Genomic DNA, 14,564 nt, shown 5'->3' with positions numbered 1-14,564 from the left:
CGTCCGCTCGTGTGATAAACGTTAGCAAGAGTTCTGTCAACTGGAGAACCGTTTCGCGGCGCACAGCGCCGCTCGCGGACCGTTTAGGCGAGCCGCCCGCTGGCGATCTCGGCGCCCTCGACGAGCGCTTCGAGCTTCGCCCACGCGATCTCGGGGTCGACCATGCCGAGGCCGGCCTGCGTGCCGAAGCCGCAGTCGGGCGCGGCGACCAGCGGCGTCCCGTCGTCGACCGCGTCCGCGACGCGCTCTAAGCGGTCGGCGATCGTCTCCGGGTGGTCGATGATGTTCGTCTTCACGTCGACGACGCCCGGAATCAGCGTCCAGCCGTCGGGCACCGGGTGCTCGGCGAACGCGCGGTACTCGTGCTGGTGGCGCGGGTTCGCCTGCTCGACGCTGAGTCCGGTGATGTCAGCCTCGTAGATCAGCGGCAGCATCTCCGCGAGGTCCGTGTCGAGGTGGTGCGGCCCCTCGTAGCTCCCCCAACAGGTGTGGAGGCGGACCTGCTCGGCGGGCACGTTCGTGAGCGCCTCGTTGAGCGCCTGAACGTGGAGTCGCGTCGCGTCCTTCGCGGCCTCCAGCGGCTCGTCCGCGTACGCCGCGGTGTGGCCGACCGTCAGCAGCTCCGGGGCGTCGATCTGGAGCGTGAGGCCCGCGTCGGCGACGAGCTCGTACTCCGTCTTCATCGCCTCGGCGACCGCGAAGAGGAACTCCTCGTAGTCGCCGTAGTGCTCGTCGACGTGGGTGGCGGTGACGACGCTCGGCGACGCGGCGGTCATGAACGCGTCGTCGACGTCGCGGTCTGCGGCCGCGAGCGCGTCGGTGAACTCGTCGATCTCCGCTTCGGCTTCCTCGCGGCCGGTGTACTCGACCGCCTCGGCGACGACCGGGTGCATCGAGAGGTCGATCACGTCGGTCTTGAACGTCTCCTCGGCGTAGGAGGGGAACTCCTGGAGGTCGGCCCACAGCTCGGTCTCCCGCTTTCCGTCGATGCCACTCAGCCGGTCGGCGACGTACCAGTTGAACGAGACGCGGGACTGCTCGCCGTTGTTGATCGAGTCGAGGCCGGTCTCGACCTGCCGGTCGACGACGTCGCGGGTCGCGTCCGCGACCGTCTCGTCCCACTCGTCGGGGTCGACCGACTCGCCGTCCTGACGGCGGGTGAGCAGGTCGAGTAGTTCCGGGGGTCGCGGCAGGCTACCGATGTGTGTGGTGGAGATATGGCCGTCGTTCGTCGTCATCGATTACAACCACGGGTCGCTTCCTCAAAAGGGCCGAGGATCCGGCGGAATCGACAGGTTCGCGCCGCGGTACGGGAGCTTCCTTGCCTCGTCGTCCGTCGACGGACAGGGGTTTCCGGAGCGCGACGGCAAGTAATTAGATGTAATTAAGATTTATCAGATCGCGGCGAGAGGGGTCCGGCAATGAGCGACTACACCACGATCTCGCTGCGGAAGGAGTTCGTTGCGGACGTCGAGGCGTACATCGAAGACGAGCCGTTCGGTTCGGTGAAGGAGTTCGTGAAACACGTCGTCGTCCAAGAGATGGAGTCCGACGAGGGGGTCTCCGAGGCGGAGGCGAAACAGATCGCCCAGAAGCTCCGGGACTTAGGGTACATGGAATGAGCGGGCGGCACCGGGAGGCCCGGTCGCCGGACCTCGGCGGGGTCGACCGCGCCGACCTCGTTCTGCTCGCGATCCCCCTCGCGTTCTGCGCCGCATACGCGGCGACGTCGCTCGTCGTCCGTGGGTACACGCTCCCCGTCGCCGGCGGGTCGCTCGCGGCCGGCGCCCTCGTCGTCGACGGGCTCTTCCTGAACCCGCCGGACGAGGCGTGACGACCGATTGGGACGGAATCAAATCGGAAAGGGGATTTGATGAAATTGGCTCTGTTGAAACCCTATTCTTCAAATATAAATTAGGATGAAACACCCGGTCGCTGAATGGTGCTTTTCGATCGGTTTCGGGAGTGAGTATCGCAGATCGGTAGCAGCGATTCAGTATTTAAATTGCCGTGAGCCACGGCGACGAGCGCTTATAAAAGGAGTGCGGTGGCGCGTGCCGACGAGCGCCCGGAGGGCGCGAGTCGCACGCGCGAGGGACGCCGCGAACGCCCGCAGGGCGTGAGCGGCGAGGTTGGGGAGGCGTGAGGTGCGGTCGCTGTGTGGGGCGGGACTCAAAGGGGCAGCCGTGAGGGCGTCGTAGGCGACGTAAGCACCGCAGGGAGCGAACGGAGTGAGCGACCGAGGAGCGTGGTTCGAGAGAGCAAAGCTCTCTCGTCATCACGAAAGGCGCTTCGCGCCTTTCGAACGACAGCGAGCGTACGACGCCCTCCCGGCTGGGGCTTTGGAGACACTCGCCGCGGTGGCGTCAGTCACTTATAAACAGCCGACAGCAACACCGCACTCTGGTTTATAAATGACCTCACTCACGACGTACTACACGTACTCCCGCTATCGCTCACCGCTACCGCTATACTGACCACGCCCTGGTCAAAGTGTGTCACTTCCTAAGGATTTCAACAGAGCCATGAAATTCTAATTTATAAGTACTATCTCAAGTGAAACGGCCGGTAGATGGATGCTGCGTCTCGATCTCTGTTAGAACGAATACAGTTCTGTCCGAACCAGAGACCACATCGAATTAATTTTCCGGAGGGGCAACCATACTTTCGACAGGTATGCCCTCCGAGAAGACGTGTCCCGATTGCGAGGAACCACTGGAACGGATGGAACTACAAGGAACCGACGCCGTTGGCGAACTATCCATCGTTTCACCATCGACGGACGACGGATTTCTCAGTAGTATCCGAGCGGACGAGATTCTGACGCCAGTTCCGTACGTTTGCCCTGAGTGTCGACGAACCCTCCTGTATGCGGAAACGTAGCCGACATATCAGTCACCCGTACTGAGCGATCGATGGCGGAGAAACAGCGTGTCCGGAGAACGGAAACGGAGTCAGATACCCCGAAGAACTCCCCCAAAGCCCCAGCCGCGAGGACAGCGCACGCTCGCTGTCGTTCGAAAGGCGCTTCGCGCCGCTCTACCAGGTGTCGTGGAACGTGTCGAACTCGATCGAGTCGAGCGGCTTCTCGCCGATGGCGGCCTCGTACTCGCCGGGCGTCAGCATCGGCTTGTGGAACCGCGGGCCGTCGTCGGTCGTGATCCGGGGGCAGCCGGTGTTGACGAACGCGTCCATGTCGAAGTTGCGCAGGCGGTCCGGCGTCACCTCGTCCATGGTGATCAGGTAGGCGTTGTCGTTGTTGTCGACGATCTCCTGGGCCTTCTCCCAGCGGCCCTGGCCGATCTTCGTACAGAAGATGACGCCCCACTTCTCGGCGTCCATCGCCTTGTGGACCGCGGCGTAGCGCTGCTTGAGGAACTGGTCGTGTTCCGCGACCGAGACGGCGTTGTTGACGGGGTCGGCGATGACGACGCGCTTGTCGGGGTGCTCCATCGCGAGCCCGACCGGGTGGAACTTCCCGCCGCCGACGTACAGCACCTGCTCGGCGTCGATGTCAGCGGAGGCGTAGTTACAGCCGAGCACCTGCCCCTCCTTCGTGAGGCGGTCGTCGCCCCGGCGGGTGTGGACCTCGTAGCCGCGCTCTTCGAGCCAGTCGGTCATCTCCTCGAACCGGTTCATGTGCTGGGCCGTGGTGACGAGGCCCACGTCGGCGTCCTCCTCCGGAGCGGTCAGCTCCTCGTCGAGCGCGTCCTCCATGATCGGGAAGGGGTCGACGTTCGAGAACAGGGGGACGTAGACGATGCTGTCGGACTCCTTCATCGGCGTGTGGCCGAAGTGGACGAACACGTCCGTGCGGCGCATCAGGTACGTGTCGAGGTCGCAGGCGCCGTAGCAGGGCTGCCCGGAGAGCATGAAGGTGACGTCGTCGGGCGCGACCTCGCGGAGGTCGTCGGCGACCTTCGGACCGCGGCGCTTGAGCCCCTCGGGGAACTGGAGCCCGACCTTCGAGGCGTCGCGCTCCTCGATGGCCTCTAAGATCCGGTCGAGTTCGTAGTCCCACTCGCGGTCGTGTTTCAGGGCCATCCCGGTCTTCGTGAGGTCGCCCTCCGTGGAGCCGCTCATATCGAGCGAATTGTGCGGCAGGACGGTTAAACGGCGCGTTCGGCGACGGATGGTGTAACCCCTCCCGGTTACCAGATTCCGGGGCCGACGGCGTCGGCCGGTGTTCACTCTCGCCGAGCGTCCTCGTGTGCCTGCCGCGGCCGACGGACCTAACCGCCGTCCTCGACAAGTCGGCACCCATGCCAGACACCGCGCCCGACGCCGACCTCCCCCTCGAACACGTCCACGTCGCGCCCGACGACGGGACCGACGACGAGCCCGCGCCCGCCGTCTTCGTCCTCCACGGCCGCGGCGCCGACGAAGAGGACCTGCTCCCGGTCGCCGCCGAACTGCCGGACGACCACCACGTCGTCAGCCTCCGCGCGCCCGACCCGCTCCAGGGCGGGTACACGTGGTACGAACTCGACCTCTCGGCGGGGGGACTGGAGTCGAGCCAGCCCGACGCCGAGGACTTCCGCCGGAGCCTCGACCTGATCGTCGAGAGCGTCGAGGCCGCGGTCGACGCCTACGGGCTCGACGCCGACCGGATCGGGCTGCTCGGGTTCAGCCAGGGCGCGATCACCAGCCTCTCGCTCCTCCTCGAAGCCCCCGACCGCTACGCGTGGGTCGTCGCGCTCCACGGCTACCTCGCGGAGTCGCACGCGGATCTGAACCCGGACGGGATCGAAGGCAAGCCCGTCTTCGTCGGCGCCGGTGCGGGCGATCGCGTGATCCCCGAGTCGCGGACGACGGCGGCCGTCGACCAGCTCGAATCCGTCGGCGCAGACGTCACTCACGGGAGCTTCCCGGGCGGCCACGGCATCGGCCCGCAGGAGCTAGAGGCGGTCGTCGAGTTCGTCGCGTCGCGGACGGCGTAGCGGGCACCGAGGTCGACCCCGCCGACCCCCGGCTCCGGCAGGTTCAAACCGCTCGGCCACGATGTCCGGATATGAGCGTCGAACAGGTCTCCATCGAGGACCTCGGCCGAGAGCTCGGCGAGCGGATCGCCGAAACCCCGGAGTACGAGCGCTTCGAGGAGGCGAGAGCCGCGGTCCAGCGCGACGAGGAAGTCCAAGAGCGGATCGACGAGTTCGAGCAGCTGCGCGCGGAGTTCATGCAGGCCCGGCAGACCGGACAGGCGACGAACGACGGGCTCCAGCGCGTTCAGGAGGCGCAGGATGAACTCCACTCGATGCCGGTGATGAGCGAGTACCTCGACGCGCAAGACGAGCTCGAGGACACGCTCGAAGCGGTCAACGAGGCCATCTCCGAGCCCCTCGCGGTCGACTTCGGCGGCGAGGCCGGCGGCTGCTGTCAGGACTAACGCCAGTTCACGGCCGACTTTTTATACCGGATACCGACCCACGCCCGCCGTGATAGCCGTCGCCGGCGGCAAGGGCGGAAGCGGAAAGACGACGACCACCCTCGGGCTCGCCCGCGCGCTCTCGCGGCGCGGCGCGCCGGTCGTCGCGGCCGACGCCGACTGGGACCTCCCGAACCTCGCGCGGCTGGCCGCGGAGACGAGGTCCGAGGGCCCAACGGAGGCCGGAGCCGAGGGCCCGCCGATCAGTGCCGGCCGTCGCGCCGACGGGACTGAGGCGCGGACCGTCCTCGAAGCGGTTCGCGGGACGGAGCCGGTCCGTCCCGACCGCTCGGCGCCGACGGTGCTCGCGGCTCCCGATGCGCCGCGGTCGGTCGACGCGGACGCGACGTTCGACGCGCTCGACGGCGCGACGCCCGAGGGTGCGCCGGTCCTGCTCGACAGTCCAGCGGGCGCGTCGCCGGACGTGGCCGCGCCGCTGCGGGCGGCAGACCGCGCGCTGATCGCGACGCCGCTCCGACGCGCCGCGCTCCGCGACGCCGCGAAGACGGCGGCGATCGCCCGCCGGCTCGACTGCCCGCCGGTCGGAGCCGTCGTGATCGGCGAGACGGACGTGCCGGATCGGGTGGGGACGCTGCTCGGCTGTCCCGTCCTCGGCGCGATTCCGGACGGCGGGGCCGCCCCGCTGTCCGATCCGGGCGTCCGGAGCGCGTACGACGGCCTCGCTTCACGGCTCGGCGAGATCGAGGCGGCGAGCGGGTGGCAGATCGCGTGAGGATCGCCCCTACCGGCGGCGCCGAAACGGCGGACGACGGGGTCACGAGCGGCCGAGAGAGCCGCCATCGACAGACCCAAGCGTCCACAGGCGGCAGCGATCGTATGGAGACGCTTCCGACTGGGATCTCGGTGCTGGACCGACAGTTCGGCGGAGGGCTCCCGAGCGGTAGCGTCGTCGTGTTGAAGGCGAACCCCGACAGCCAGTCCGAACTCATCTTGAACCGGTTCGCCCGGGTCCGGGAGTGCCGCTACCTGACGACCGTCCGGTCCGCCGACGCGGTGGCCGCGGCGCTCAGCCGCGACGGCGACGAGGAGACGAGCGTCGAGGCCACGGACGACGCCGGCGACCTCCACGAGTTGGCGTCGCTGACCGACGATCTCCCCGAGGAGGGCACGCTGATCGTCGACTCCGTGGGGCCGGTAGAAGAGAGCGCGTCCCCGGCGGCGTACGCCGAGTTCCTCGACGACGTGCGGTCGCGGGTGGTCGACGCCGGCGGCGTCGCGCTGCTCCACGCGCTCCGCGGCGGCGAGGACCCGCGGACGCGACGCGTCACGGAGCAGGTCGCGGACGTGGTGTTCGACCTCCGCACCACCGTCACCGGGACCGAGATCGCGAACCGCCTTGTCGTCCCCAAGTTCCGGGGTGGCGCCGCCCTCGAAGAGCCGCTGAAGCTGAAGCTCACCGACGAGGTCGCCGTCGACACGAGCCGCGACATCGCCTGAGGCGGCCGTTCGTCGGCGTTCCGAGCCTACAGTACGGCGGACGCGAGGAGCACCACCGCGCCGACGACGGCCGCCGCGACCGCCCAGTTGCGCGCGGTGTCGGCGGCCCCGTACGGCCCGCCCTTCCGCGAGAAGAGGTACAGCGCGTACACGGCGAGCGGCGCCAGCGTCGGGAGCGTCGCGACCGAGACGACGCCGGTGAAACTCGACAGCAGCGCGAGCGCGACCGTCGCCGCGCCCGCGACCCCGGCGACGAGCGCGTCCTCGCGTGCCCGTTCGATCTCCATACTCGGTGTGGACGCGTCGGCGGGCAAAAGGGCTCCGTTCGCCGGTCGGAGCGGCCGCTCGCGGCGAAGCGAGGGCGGCCGCTCGCCGGGCAGGAAAAACGCGAAATTCGGGTGGATAGGAAAGCGGAGTCGACTACTCTTCGTCGATCTCGTCGACGATCTCGTCGGCGTCGACGTCGACGTCTTCGAGCGCCTCCTCGATGTCGACGTCGCCGCCGCCGGCGCCGCCCATGCCGCCCATCATGCCGCCGAGACCGCCCATGCCGCCGCCCTCGATGACCTCCTCGATGACCACGCGGTCGAGGTCGAGGCGGTCCATGAGGTCCTGCGCGATCTGCTGTTTCTGGAACATCCACTGCTGGTTCATCTGCATCGCCTGCGTCGCCGTGACGTAGAGGACGTCCTTCTCGACCTCCTCGGTCTCGACGGTCTCCTCGCCGTCGTCGTCCTCGGTGACGGTCTCCTCCTCCTCGGTCTCCGTCTCGATACGGACCTCGGGGGCCTCCTGGAGGTACATCCCGAGCATGCCGGCGGCCTGCTCTTCGCGGTCGTCGATCGCTTCGAGGATCTCGTACTCGTACTCGAGGTCCTCGCCGGCCAGCGGGTGGTTGAAGTCGACGCGGGCGCGGCCGCCGATGATCGTCTCGAGGTGGCCCTGCTGGTTGTCGATCTGGACCTGCGCGCCGGGGTAGCGGTCGTCCTCGGGGATCTTGTCGGCCTTGACCGTCTCGACCTCGTCGGGGTCGTACTCGCCGAAGGCGTCCTCGGCGGGGACGTCGATCGTGCCCTCGTCGCCGACGGCGCCGCCGACGAACGCCTCCTCGACGGTGGGGAACACGTGCCCGGCGCCGAGCGCGATGATGCGGGGTTCGAAGTCGTACTCGTCGGTGTCGATCTCGGCGTCCTCGGCCGTCTCCTCGTCGGTCGTGTCGATGACGCGGCCGTCGTCGGCCGTGCGGATCGTGTACGCGACGCGGACGAAGTCGCCGTCCTCGAGTCCGCCGGCGTCAGTCTCGGTCTCGCTCTCCTCGGCCTCGTCGGCCGCGTCCGCTTGCTCCTGATCGCTCATACCCGAACGTCACCTGTTACACCCTTAAGAAGCACGGTTCGGCCCGAAGGCCGCCGACGAACGGGCGACAGCGGCGGTTCGGCGGTCGACACGGCCGCCCAGCGGGTCCCGTCGACCGGCCGCCGAGCCCGCGGAGTCCCGCGTCGCTTATGAACGCCCCGGCCGCACCCTCGAACATGTACGAGGTCGAGATCAAGGTCCCGGCCGACCTGGAGGCGACGCGGGAGCGACTCCGCGAGGCCGGCGCCGAGCGCGTCGACGCGCGCCGCCAGCGCGACACCTACTACGACGCGCCGCACCGCGAGTTCGCCGAGACGGACGAGGCGCTCCGGATCCGGCGCGAGACGCCGCTGGCGGAGGACGGGGGATCGTCGTCGGAGGGAGAGGCGCCGTCGGACGCCGAACCCGCCGCGTCTGCGACGGTTACTTATAAAGGCCCGCTCATCGAGGCGGCCTCGAAGACGCGGACCGAACACGAGACGGGCGTCGACGACGGCGAGGCGCTCGCTGCGGTCCTCTCGGGGCTCGGCTTCGAGCCGGCCGCGACCGTCGAGAAGCGCCGCGAGTTCTGGTCGTACGACGGGTTCACGGTGACGCTCGACGCCGTCACCGGGCTCGACGAGTACGTCGAGATCGAGCGGGAGGTCGCGGAAGAGGGCGAGGTCGACACGGCGCGCGAGGCGGCGATAGCGGCGCTCGACCGGCTCGGCCTCGACGCGGACGAGCAGGTCCGGACCTCCTACCTCGGGCTGCTGCTGGCGGGCGAGGAGGACTGAGCTCGACGGAACCGCGCGTCAGTCGTCCGCGTCGCTCTCGGCGTCTTCCGGCCGCTTCTCGGAGAGCACCGTCCGCTCGAGCTCGCAGACGAGGATGTCGTCGTCGCCGTCGACGACCTTGAACGCCTCCACGCGCATGGTGACGACGCCGCGCTCGCCGTCGCTCGTCTCCCGCTTGTCGGTGACCGTCGATTGCGCGCGGATCGTGTCCCCGTGGAACACCGGGTTCGGGTGTTCGACGTCGTCGTACGAGAGGTTCGCGACGATGGTGCCGTCGGTCGTCTCCGGGATGGATATGCCGACCGCGAGCGACATCGTGTACAGCCCGTTCACCAGTCGCTCGCCGAACTGGGTCTCCTCGGCGAAGTCGGCGTCGAGGTGGAGCGGCTGCTGGTTCATCGTCATATCGCAGAAGCGCTGGTTGTCGGCCTCGCTTATCGTCCGTCGCTTCGCGTGCTCGATGGTCTCGCCGACCTCGAACTCCTCGTAGTACAGTCCGGGCATGGACCCTCGCTCGACCGGCGACGTGAAATCGGTACCGCTCTCGACCGTGTGGCCACCCGTAGTGACGCACTCTGAGGTCTAGCCGCTTGCTTATAAATGGCTGCTGGCGGATCGGCGGCGACCACCGCCAAAGCCCCAGCCGCGAGTCAATTTGCGAATGGACGCGAGGCAGTCGTCCGACGGCCGTCGTTCGCCCATTTATATATCCCCCGCCGCGTAGTCCGAGCGTGTCCAGCGTCACCGTCAGTATCGACCCGCACGTCCACTCTGAAGGGAGCTACGACGGCCACGAGCCGGTCGAGCTGATACTCGAACACGCGGCCGAGATCGGGCTCGACGCGGTCGTCATCACCGACCACGACGTGATCCGGGAGTCGAAACGCGCCGCGGCGATCGCCTCCGAGTACGGGCTGATCGGCATTCCCGGCGTGGAGGTGTCGACCGCACACGGGCACCTGCTCGCGATCGGCATCGACCGGATGCCGCCCCGCGGGCGCTCGTACGCCGAGACAGTCCGCTGGATCCGCGACCGCGGCGGGGTCGCCATCGTCCCCCATCCGTTCCAGCGATCGCGTCACGGCGTCCGCCAGCGCAACATCCCGACGCCCGGGTCGGCCGCGGACGCGGACGAACCCGTCGCGGCCGACGGCGCCCCGGAAGGCGAAGGCGTCGAAGCTGACCCGGACCCGGATCCGGGACCAGCCGCGGCGGTCGCCGAGGTGGACGCGATCGAAGTGTTCAACGCGTGGCTGTTCACCGGGTACCGCAACCGTCGCGCGCGGCGGTTCGCGGCCGAACACGGCTACCCCGGCGTCGCCGCGAGCGACGCGCATCACCTCCAGTACGTCGGCCGGGCGTTCACGGAGCTGACGGTCGAAGGCGCCGAGTCGGTCCGCGAGGTCACGGCCGACGACGTGCTGGCGGCGATCCGCCGCGGCACGACGACCGTCGAGGGGCGCCGCGCGCCGATCCGGATGGCGGCGAAACACTACGTCGGTGCGGCCGGGCGCCGCTCGGCGTACTACGCGCGGACCGGCGCGGCCCGCGGCGCGCGGGCCACCAAGCGGACCGCGGTGGACGGTGCGGTGGCCGCGAAGGTCGCCGCGCTCCAGTCGATCCACCGCACGCGGCGGCTCCTCTCCTGGTTCGCCTGACGGGTCGCGGCCGCCGGCGGCCCTCCTGGCGGCGCGCGCGGAGAACGGGGTTTTTGCCCGCGGCCGCGAATGTGATCGCATGAGCCACGACAGACGCGAGTCCGGGTTCAAGCGACGGACCCGGGTCGCGGACGCGAGGGCGACGCTGCTCGACGCCGTCACCCCCCTCGACCGGACGGAATCGGTCCCGGTTGAGGCGGCGGACGGCCGTGTCGTCGCCGAACCGATCGATGCGCCCGCGCCGGTTCCGGGGTACGACCGGGCCGCGATGGACGGGTACGCGGTCCGCGCGAGCGACACCTTCGGTGCGGGCGACCGCTCGCCCGCGGTCCTCGCGGCCAAGCCCGCCGAATCGGACGCGGTCGCGCCCGGCGAGGCCGAGCGCGTTCACACCGGGAGCGCGGTGCCCGAGGGCGCGGACGCGGTCGTGATGATCGAACAGGTGGAAGAAGTCGGCGACGACGTGGAGGTGTTCGACGCGGTCGCGACCGGCGAGAACGTTGGCGAGGCCGGCGAGGACGTCTCCGACGGCCAGCGGCTGTACGAGCCCGGCCACGTCCTGCGCCCCTCCGACCTCGGCCTCCTGCGCTCGGTCGGGCTCGATAGCGTGACCGTCCACGAGCCGCCCGAGGTCGCCGTGATCCCGACCGGCGAGGAGCTGGTCGAGTCCGACCCCGGCCCGGGGGAGGTGATCGAGACGAACGGGCTCACCGTCTCCCGGCTCGTCGAGCGCTGGGGCGGCGAGGCGCGCTACCGCGACGTCGTCACCGACGACCCGGACGCGCTCCGCGAGGCGGTCGCGGCCGACCTCGACGCCGACGTTGTCGTCACCACCGGCGGCTCCTCCGTCGGCGAGCGCGACCTGATCCCCGAGGTCGTCGACGGCCTCGGCGAGGTGCTCGTCCACGGCGTCGCGCTGAAGCCCGGTCACCCGGTGTGTCTCGGTCAGGCCGAGGGGACGCCGATCGTCTCCTTACCCGGCTACCCGGTCGCGTGTATCGTCAACGCGGCGCAGTTCCTCCGGCCCGCCCTGAAGCGCGCGGGGGGGACCGAGGCCGAGCCGTTCCCGACGCGCCGCGCGACGCTCGAACGGAAGGTCGCCAGCGAGCCCGGCGTGCGGACGTTCGCGCGGGTGTCGCTCTCTGAGGACGAAAGCGACGGAGACGGCGACGAGAGCGCCGACGCCCTCCCGACCGCGACGCCGACGCGCGCAAGCGGCTCCGGCATCCTCTCGAGCGTCGCGCTCGCGGACGGCTGGGTCGTCGTCCCCGAGCCGCGGGAGGGGCTCGACGCGGGCGAGACCGTCGACGTGGAGCTGTGGGAGGTGACCGAATGAGCGACCGCAAGGAGTTCCGCGACCTCGCGACCCCCGAGGCCGCCCGCGAGGCGATCGCGTCGCTCGACCTCTCTCCGGCGCCGGAGACGGTCCCGCTGCGCGAGGCCCGCGGGCGCGTCCTCGCCGAGCGCGTCGACGCCGACATCGACGTGCCGGGCTTCGACCGCGCCTCGATGGACGGGTACGCGGTGCGGGCGCGCGACACCTTCGGCGCGGACGAGGCCGACCCCGCCGAGCTCGACCTCGTCGGCGCGGTCCACGCGGGCGCCGCGCCCGACGTGACGGTCGAACCGGGGACGTGCGCCGAGATCTCCACGGGCGCGGTGATGCCCGACGGCGCGGACGCGGTCGTGATGGTCGAGCGCACCGACGAGGTCGGCGGGGGCGGCGACGGTGACGAGGGTTCCGCCCGGATCGCGGTCCGAACCTCGGTCGCCCCGGGCGACCACGTGATGACCGCCGGGACCGACATCGCGGCCGGCGCCCGCGCGCTCGGTCCGGGCACGCGGCTCACGCCCCGCGAGATCGGGCTGCTGTCGGCGCTCGGCGTCGACGAGGTCCCGGTCAGGGGACGGCCGCGCGTCGGCATCGTCTCGACCGGTGACGAGCTGGTCCGACCCGGGGAAGAGCTCGACCCCTCGCGCGGCGAGATCTACGACGTGAACTCGACGACGATCGCCGCGGGCGTCGAGGAGGCGGGCGGCGAGCCGGTGCTGTACCCGCACGCCGGCGACGACTACGACGAGATGGAGCGCCTGCTCCGCCGCGCGGCCGACGAGTGCGACCTCGTGCTCTCCTCGGGGTCGACCTCGGCGAGCGCGGTCGACGTCATCTACCGCGTGATCGAGGCGCGCGGCGAGCTGCTTCTCCACGGCGTCGCGGTCAAGCCCGGCAAGCCGATGCTGATCGGGCGGCTCGACCGTACCGAAGAGGCTGACGACTCCCGGGGAAGCGAGTCCGCCTACGTCGGCCTCCCCGGCTACCCGGTGTCCGCGCTCACGATCTTCCGGACGTTCGTCGCGCCCGCGATCCGCGAGGCGGCCGGGCAGCCGGAGCCGGCAACGGCGACCGTCGAGGGCCGGATGGGCGTCGAGGAGCGGTACGCCGAGGGGCGGCTGCGGCTGATGCCGGTCGGCCTGCTTGACCTCGGCGCGGACGCGCGGGACGCGGGCGACGACCGCCCGCTCGTCTACCCGGTCGACAAGGGCTCCGGCGCGACGACGAGCCTCGTCGAGGCGGACGGCGTCGTCGCGGTCGACCCCGACACCGAGTACCTCGACGTCGGCGAGACGGTCTCTGTCGACCTGTTCTCGCCCGACGTGCGCCCGCCGACGCTGCTCGGCGTCGGCGAGGACGACCCCGCGCTCAACCGCCTGCTCGACCGGCTCGACAACCCTCGTTACCTCCCGGTCGGCTCGCGCGAAGGCCTCCGGCGGCTCCGCGACGGCGTCCCGGACGTGGCCGTGACCGCGGGGCCGACCGACCGCGACGTCGACGCCGCGGAGCTCGGCGGCTGGACCCGCGAGTGGGGGCTCGTCGTCCCCGACGGGAACCCCGAGGGAATCGAAGGAATCGCGGACCTGATCGACCGCGACCTCCGCTTCCGGAACCGGCCGACCGTCTCGGGGCTCCGCCGGAGCCTCGACGCCGCGCTCGACGACCTCGCGGCCGAGCGCGACGCCGACCGCCGCGAACTCGCCGAGGATATCGACGGCTACGAGCGGACTGCGAAGGCGTTCGAGAGCCCGGCCCGCGCCGTCGCCGCCAGCGACGCGGACGCCGGCCTCGGCCTCCGCGAGACGGCCGAGCGGCTGGGCTGCGGGTTCGTCTCGCTGGGCGAGCAGTCGGTCGTCGTGCGCGCCGCCGCGGACCGCGTCGACCGCGGGCCGGTCGCTGCGCTGGCGGCGGAACTCGGCGGTGACGACGACGCAGACGCGACTGCGGACGGTGCGGCCCTCGATGCGATCCTCGCCGACCTCCCGGGCTACTCGCGGAACAGCCGGAACGACCCCTGACCGACGACGACCTCCGAGCGGTCGGCGTCGCTCTCGTCGTCTCCCGCGGCTCCCTCGCCCCGGTTTCCGGTGGTGGTGACAGTCATCTCGCTGACGCCGATCGATCCCCCGGCCCGCACCACCTTGGCCTCCGCGCGGAGGTCGCCGTTCGCGGGGCGGAGGTAGTTCGCGTTGAGGTTCACCGTCGCGACGCCGCCGTCAAGCGGGTCCTCGAACGTCGTACGCTGGGCGACGCCGCCCGCGGTGTCGATAAGCGTCGCCGCGACGCCGCCGTGGATCGTCCGGCCGTCCGCGTTCGTCAGCTTGTCGTCGAAGGGTATCGAGAGCACGACCCGGCCGCGTTCGATCGTCTCTACCTCCGTGTTCAGCCACGAGAGGTAGCCGTGGTCGTCCTCTAACTTCCGCCTGACGAACTCCGTCGCCCCGTCCGGGAGCGGGTCCATCGCCGCGATCTCCGTGCGGTCCATGTTCCGGGGAATATCCCGGGACGGCTTGTACTCCCCGGAAACGCACGACAACCGGCGATCGATTCCCGTCCGC

The 14,564-nt window shown here is 70.1% G+C and carries 16 protein-coding genes; 10 read left to right on the top strand and 6 right to left on the bottom strand.

Annotated features, from left to right (window positions below):
• Positions 1–83 precede the first annotated feature (83 nt).
• A complete protein-coding gene (locus J7656_RS10140; protein ID WP_017342996.1) occupies positions 84–1,238 on the bottom strand; it encodes a cobalamin-independent methionine synthase II family protein in 1,155 nt (384 codons plus the stop codon).
• 183 nt (positions 1,239–1,421) lie between these two features.
• Here J7656_RS10140 and J7656_RS10135 point away from each other — a divergent pair, with 183 nt between their 5' ends.
• Together J7656_RS10135 and J7656_RS10130 are read left to right on the top strand one after the other, a co-directional pair.
• A complete protein-coding gene (locus tag J7656_RS10135) occupies positions 1,422–1,622 on the top strand; it encodes a hypothetical protein (RefSeq protein WP_007993996.1) in 201 nt (66 codons plus the stop codon).
• Positions 1,619–1,834 (top strand): DUF8015 family protein, encoded by a 216-nt coding sequence (locus J7656_RS10130; protein ID WP_017342997.1) that lies wholly within the window; start codon positions 1,619–1,621, stop codon positions 1,832–1,834. The genes J7656_RS10135 and J7656_RS10130 overlap by 4 nt, the downstream gene beginning before the upstream one ends.
• Before the next feature lie 1,205 nt (positions 1,835–3,039).
• On the opposite strand, the gene dph2 is transcribed toward J7656_RS10130, so the two are convergent.
• Positions 3,040–4,083, bottom strand: coding sequence for a diphthamide biosynthesis enzyme Dph2 (gene dph2 / locus J7656_RS10125; RefSeq protein ID WP_211553237.1), 1,044 nt, complete (start codon positions 4,081–4,083; stop codon positions 3,040–3,042).
• 179 nt (positions 4,084–4,262) lie between these two features.
• Here dph2 and J7656_RS10120 point away from each other — a divergent pair, with 179 nt between their 5' ends.
• From J7656_RS10120 to J7656_RS10105, 4 genes are all read left to right on the top strand, one after another.
• Complete coding sequence (locus J7656_RS10120) at positions 4,263–4,940, top strand: alpha/beta hydrolase (protein WP_211553235.1); 678 nt, start codon at positions 4,263–4,265, stop codon at positions 4,938–4,940.
• 71 nt (positions 4,941–5,011) lie between these two features.
• Positions 5,012–5,386, top strand: coding sequence for a YlbF/YmcA family competence regulator (locus tag J7656_RS10115; RefSeq protein ID WP_017343000.1), 375 nt, complete (start codon positions 5,012–5,014; stop codon positions 5,384–5,386).
• A gap of 49 nt (positions 5,387–5,435) precedes the next feature.
• Entirely contained in the window at positions 5,436–6,158 is a 723-nt protein-coding gene (locus J7656_RS10110) for a nucleotide-binding protein (RefSeq protein ID WP_211553233.1), read from the top strand.
• Between the two features lie 104 nt (positions 6,159–6,262).
• Complete coding sequence (locus J7656_RS10105; RefSeq protein WP_211553231.1) at positions 6,263–6,883, top strand: RAD55 family ATPase; 621 nt, start codon at positions 6,263–6,265, stop codon at positions 6,881–6,883.
• 26 nt (positions 6,884–6,909) lie between these two features.
• On the opposite strand, the gene J7656_RS10100 is transcribed toward J7656_RS10105, so the two are convergent.
• Both J7656_RS10100 and J7656_RS10095 read right to left on the bottom strand, forming a co-directional pair.
• Positions 6,910–7,170 (bottom strand): DUF8049 family protein, encoded by a 261-nt coding sequence (locus tag J7656_RS10100; protein WP_211553229.1) that lies wholly within the window; start codon positions 7,168–7,170, stop codon positions 6,910–6,912.
• Positions 7,171–7,303: 133 nt separating this feature from the next.
• Complete coding sequence (locus tag J7656_RS10095; RefSeq protein ID WP_017343004.1) at positions 7,304–8,239, bottom strand: FKBP-type peptidyl-prolyl cis-trans isomerase; 936 nt, start codon at positions 8,237–8,239, stop codon at positions 7,304–7,306.
• Positions 8,240–8,415: 176 nt separating this feature from the next.
• On the opposite strand from J7656_RS10095, the gene cyaB reads away from it, so the two are divergent.
• Positions 8,416–9,015: a class IV adenylate cyclase gene (gene cyaB, locus J7656_RS10090; protein ID WP_017343005.1), complete on the top strand. Its 600-nt coding sequence runs from the start codon at positions 8,416–8,418 to the stop codon at positions 9,013–9,015.
• Between the two features lie 18 nt (positions 9,016–9,033).
• Here the strand turns inward: cyaB and J7656_RS10085 are convergent, their stop codons facing one another.
• On the bottom strand, positions 9,034–9,519 hold the full coding sequence (locus J7656_RS10085; RefSeq protein WP_017343006.1) for a MaoC family dehydratase: 486 nt from the start codon (positions 9,517–9,519) through the stop codon (positions 9,034–9,036).
• Positions 9,520–9,746: 227 nt separating this feature from the next.
• On the opposite strand from J7656_RS10085, the gene J7656_RS10080 reads away from it, so the two are divergent.
• The 3 genes from J7656_RS10080 (at position 9,747) to J7656_RS10070 (ending at position 14,024) form a co-directional block, all read left to right on the top strand.
• Positions 9,747–10,673 (top strand): CehA/McbA family metallohydrolase, encoded by a 927-nt coding sequence (locus tag J7656_RS10080; protein WP_017343007.1) that lies wholly within the window; start codon positions 9,747–9,749, stop codon positions 10,671–10,673.
• A 79-nt stretch (positions 10,674–10,752) separates the two neighbouring features.
• Positions 10,753–12,009, top strand: a complete 1,257-nt coding sequence (locus tag J7656_RS10075; RefSeq protein ID WP_017343008.1) for a molybdopterin molybdotransferase MoeA — start codon at positions 10,753–10,755, stop codon at positions 12,007–12,009.
• On the top strand, positions 12,006–14,024 hold the full coding sequence (locus J7656_RS10070) for a molybdopterin biosynthesis protein (RefSeq protein ID WP_211553227.1): 2,019 nt from the start codon (positions 12,006–12,008) through the stop codon (positions 14,022–14,024). The genes J7656_RS10075 and J7656_RS10070 overlap by 4 nt, the downstream gene beginning before the upstream one ends.
• On the opposite strand, the gene J7656_RS10065 is transcribed toward J7656_RS10070, so the two are convergent.
• Positions 13,994–14,491, bottom strand: coding sequence for a PaaI family thioesterase (locus J7656_RS10065; RefSeq protein WP_211553225.1), 498 nt, complete (start codon positions 14,489–14,491; stop codon positions 13,994–13,996). The two genes, J7656_RS10070 and J7656_RS10065, sit on opposite strands and share 31 nt — an antisense overlap.
• Positions 14,492–14,564: the final 73 nt, after the last annotated feature.

Origin of the sequence: Halorubrum ruber (assembly GCF_018228765.1) — an archaeon.
Lineage (GTDB): Archaea > Halobacteriota > Halobacteria > Halobacteriales > Haloferacaceae > Halorubrum > Halorubrum ruber.
This window is presented reverse-complemented; position numbering and strand designations above follow the sequence as displayed.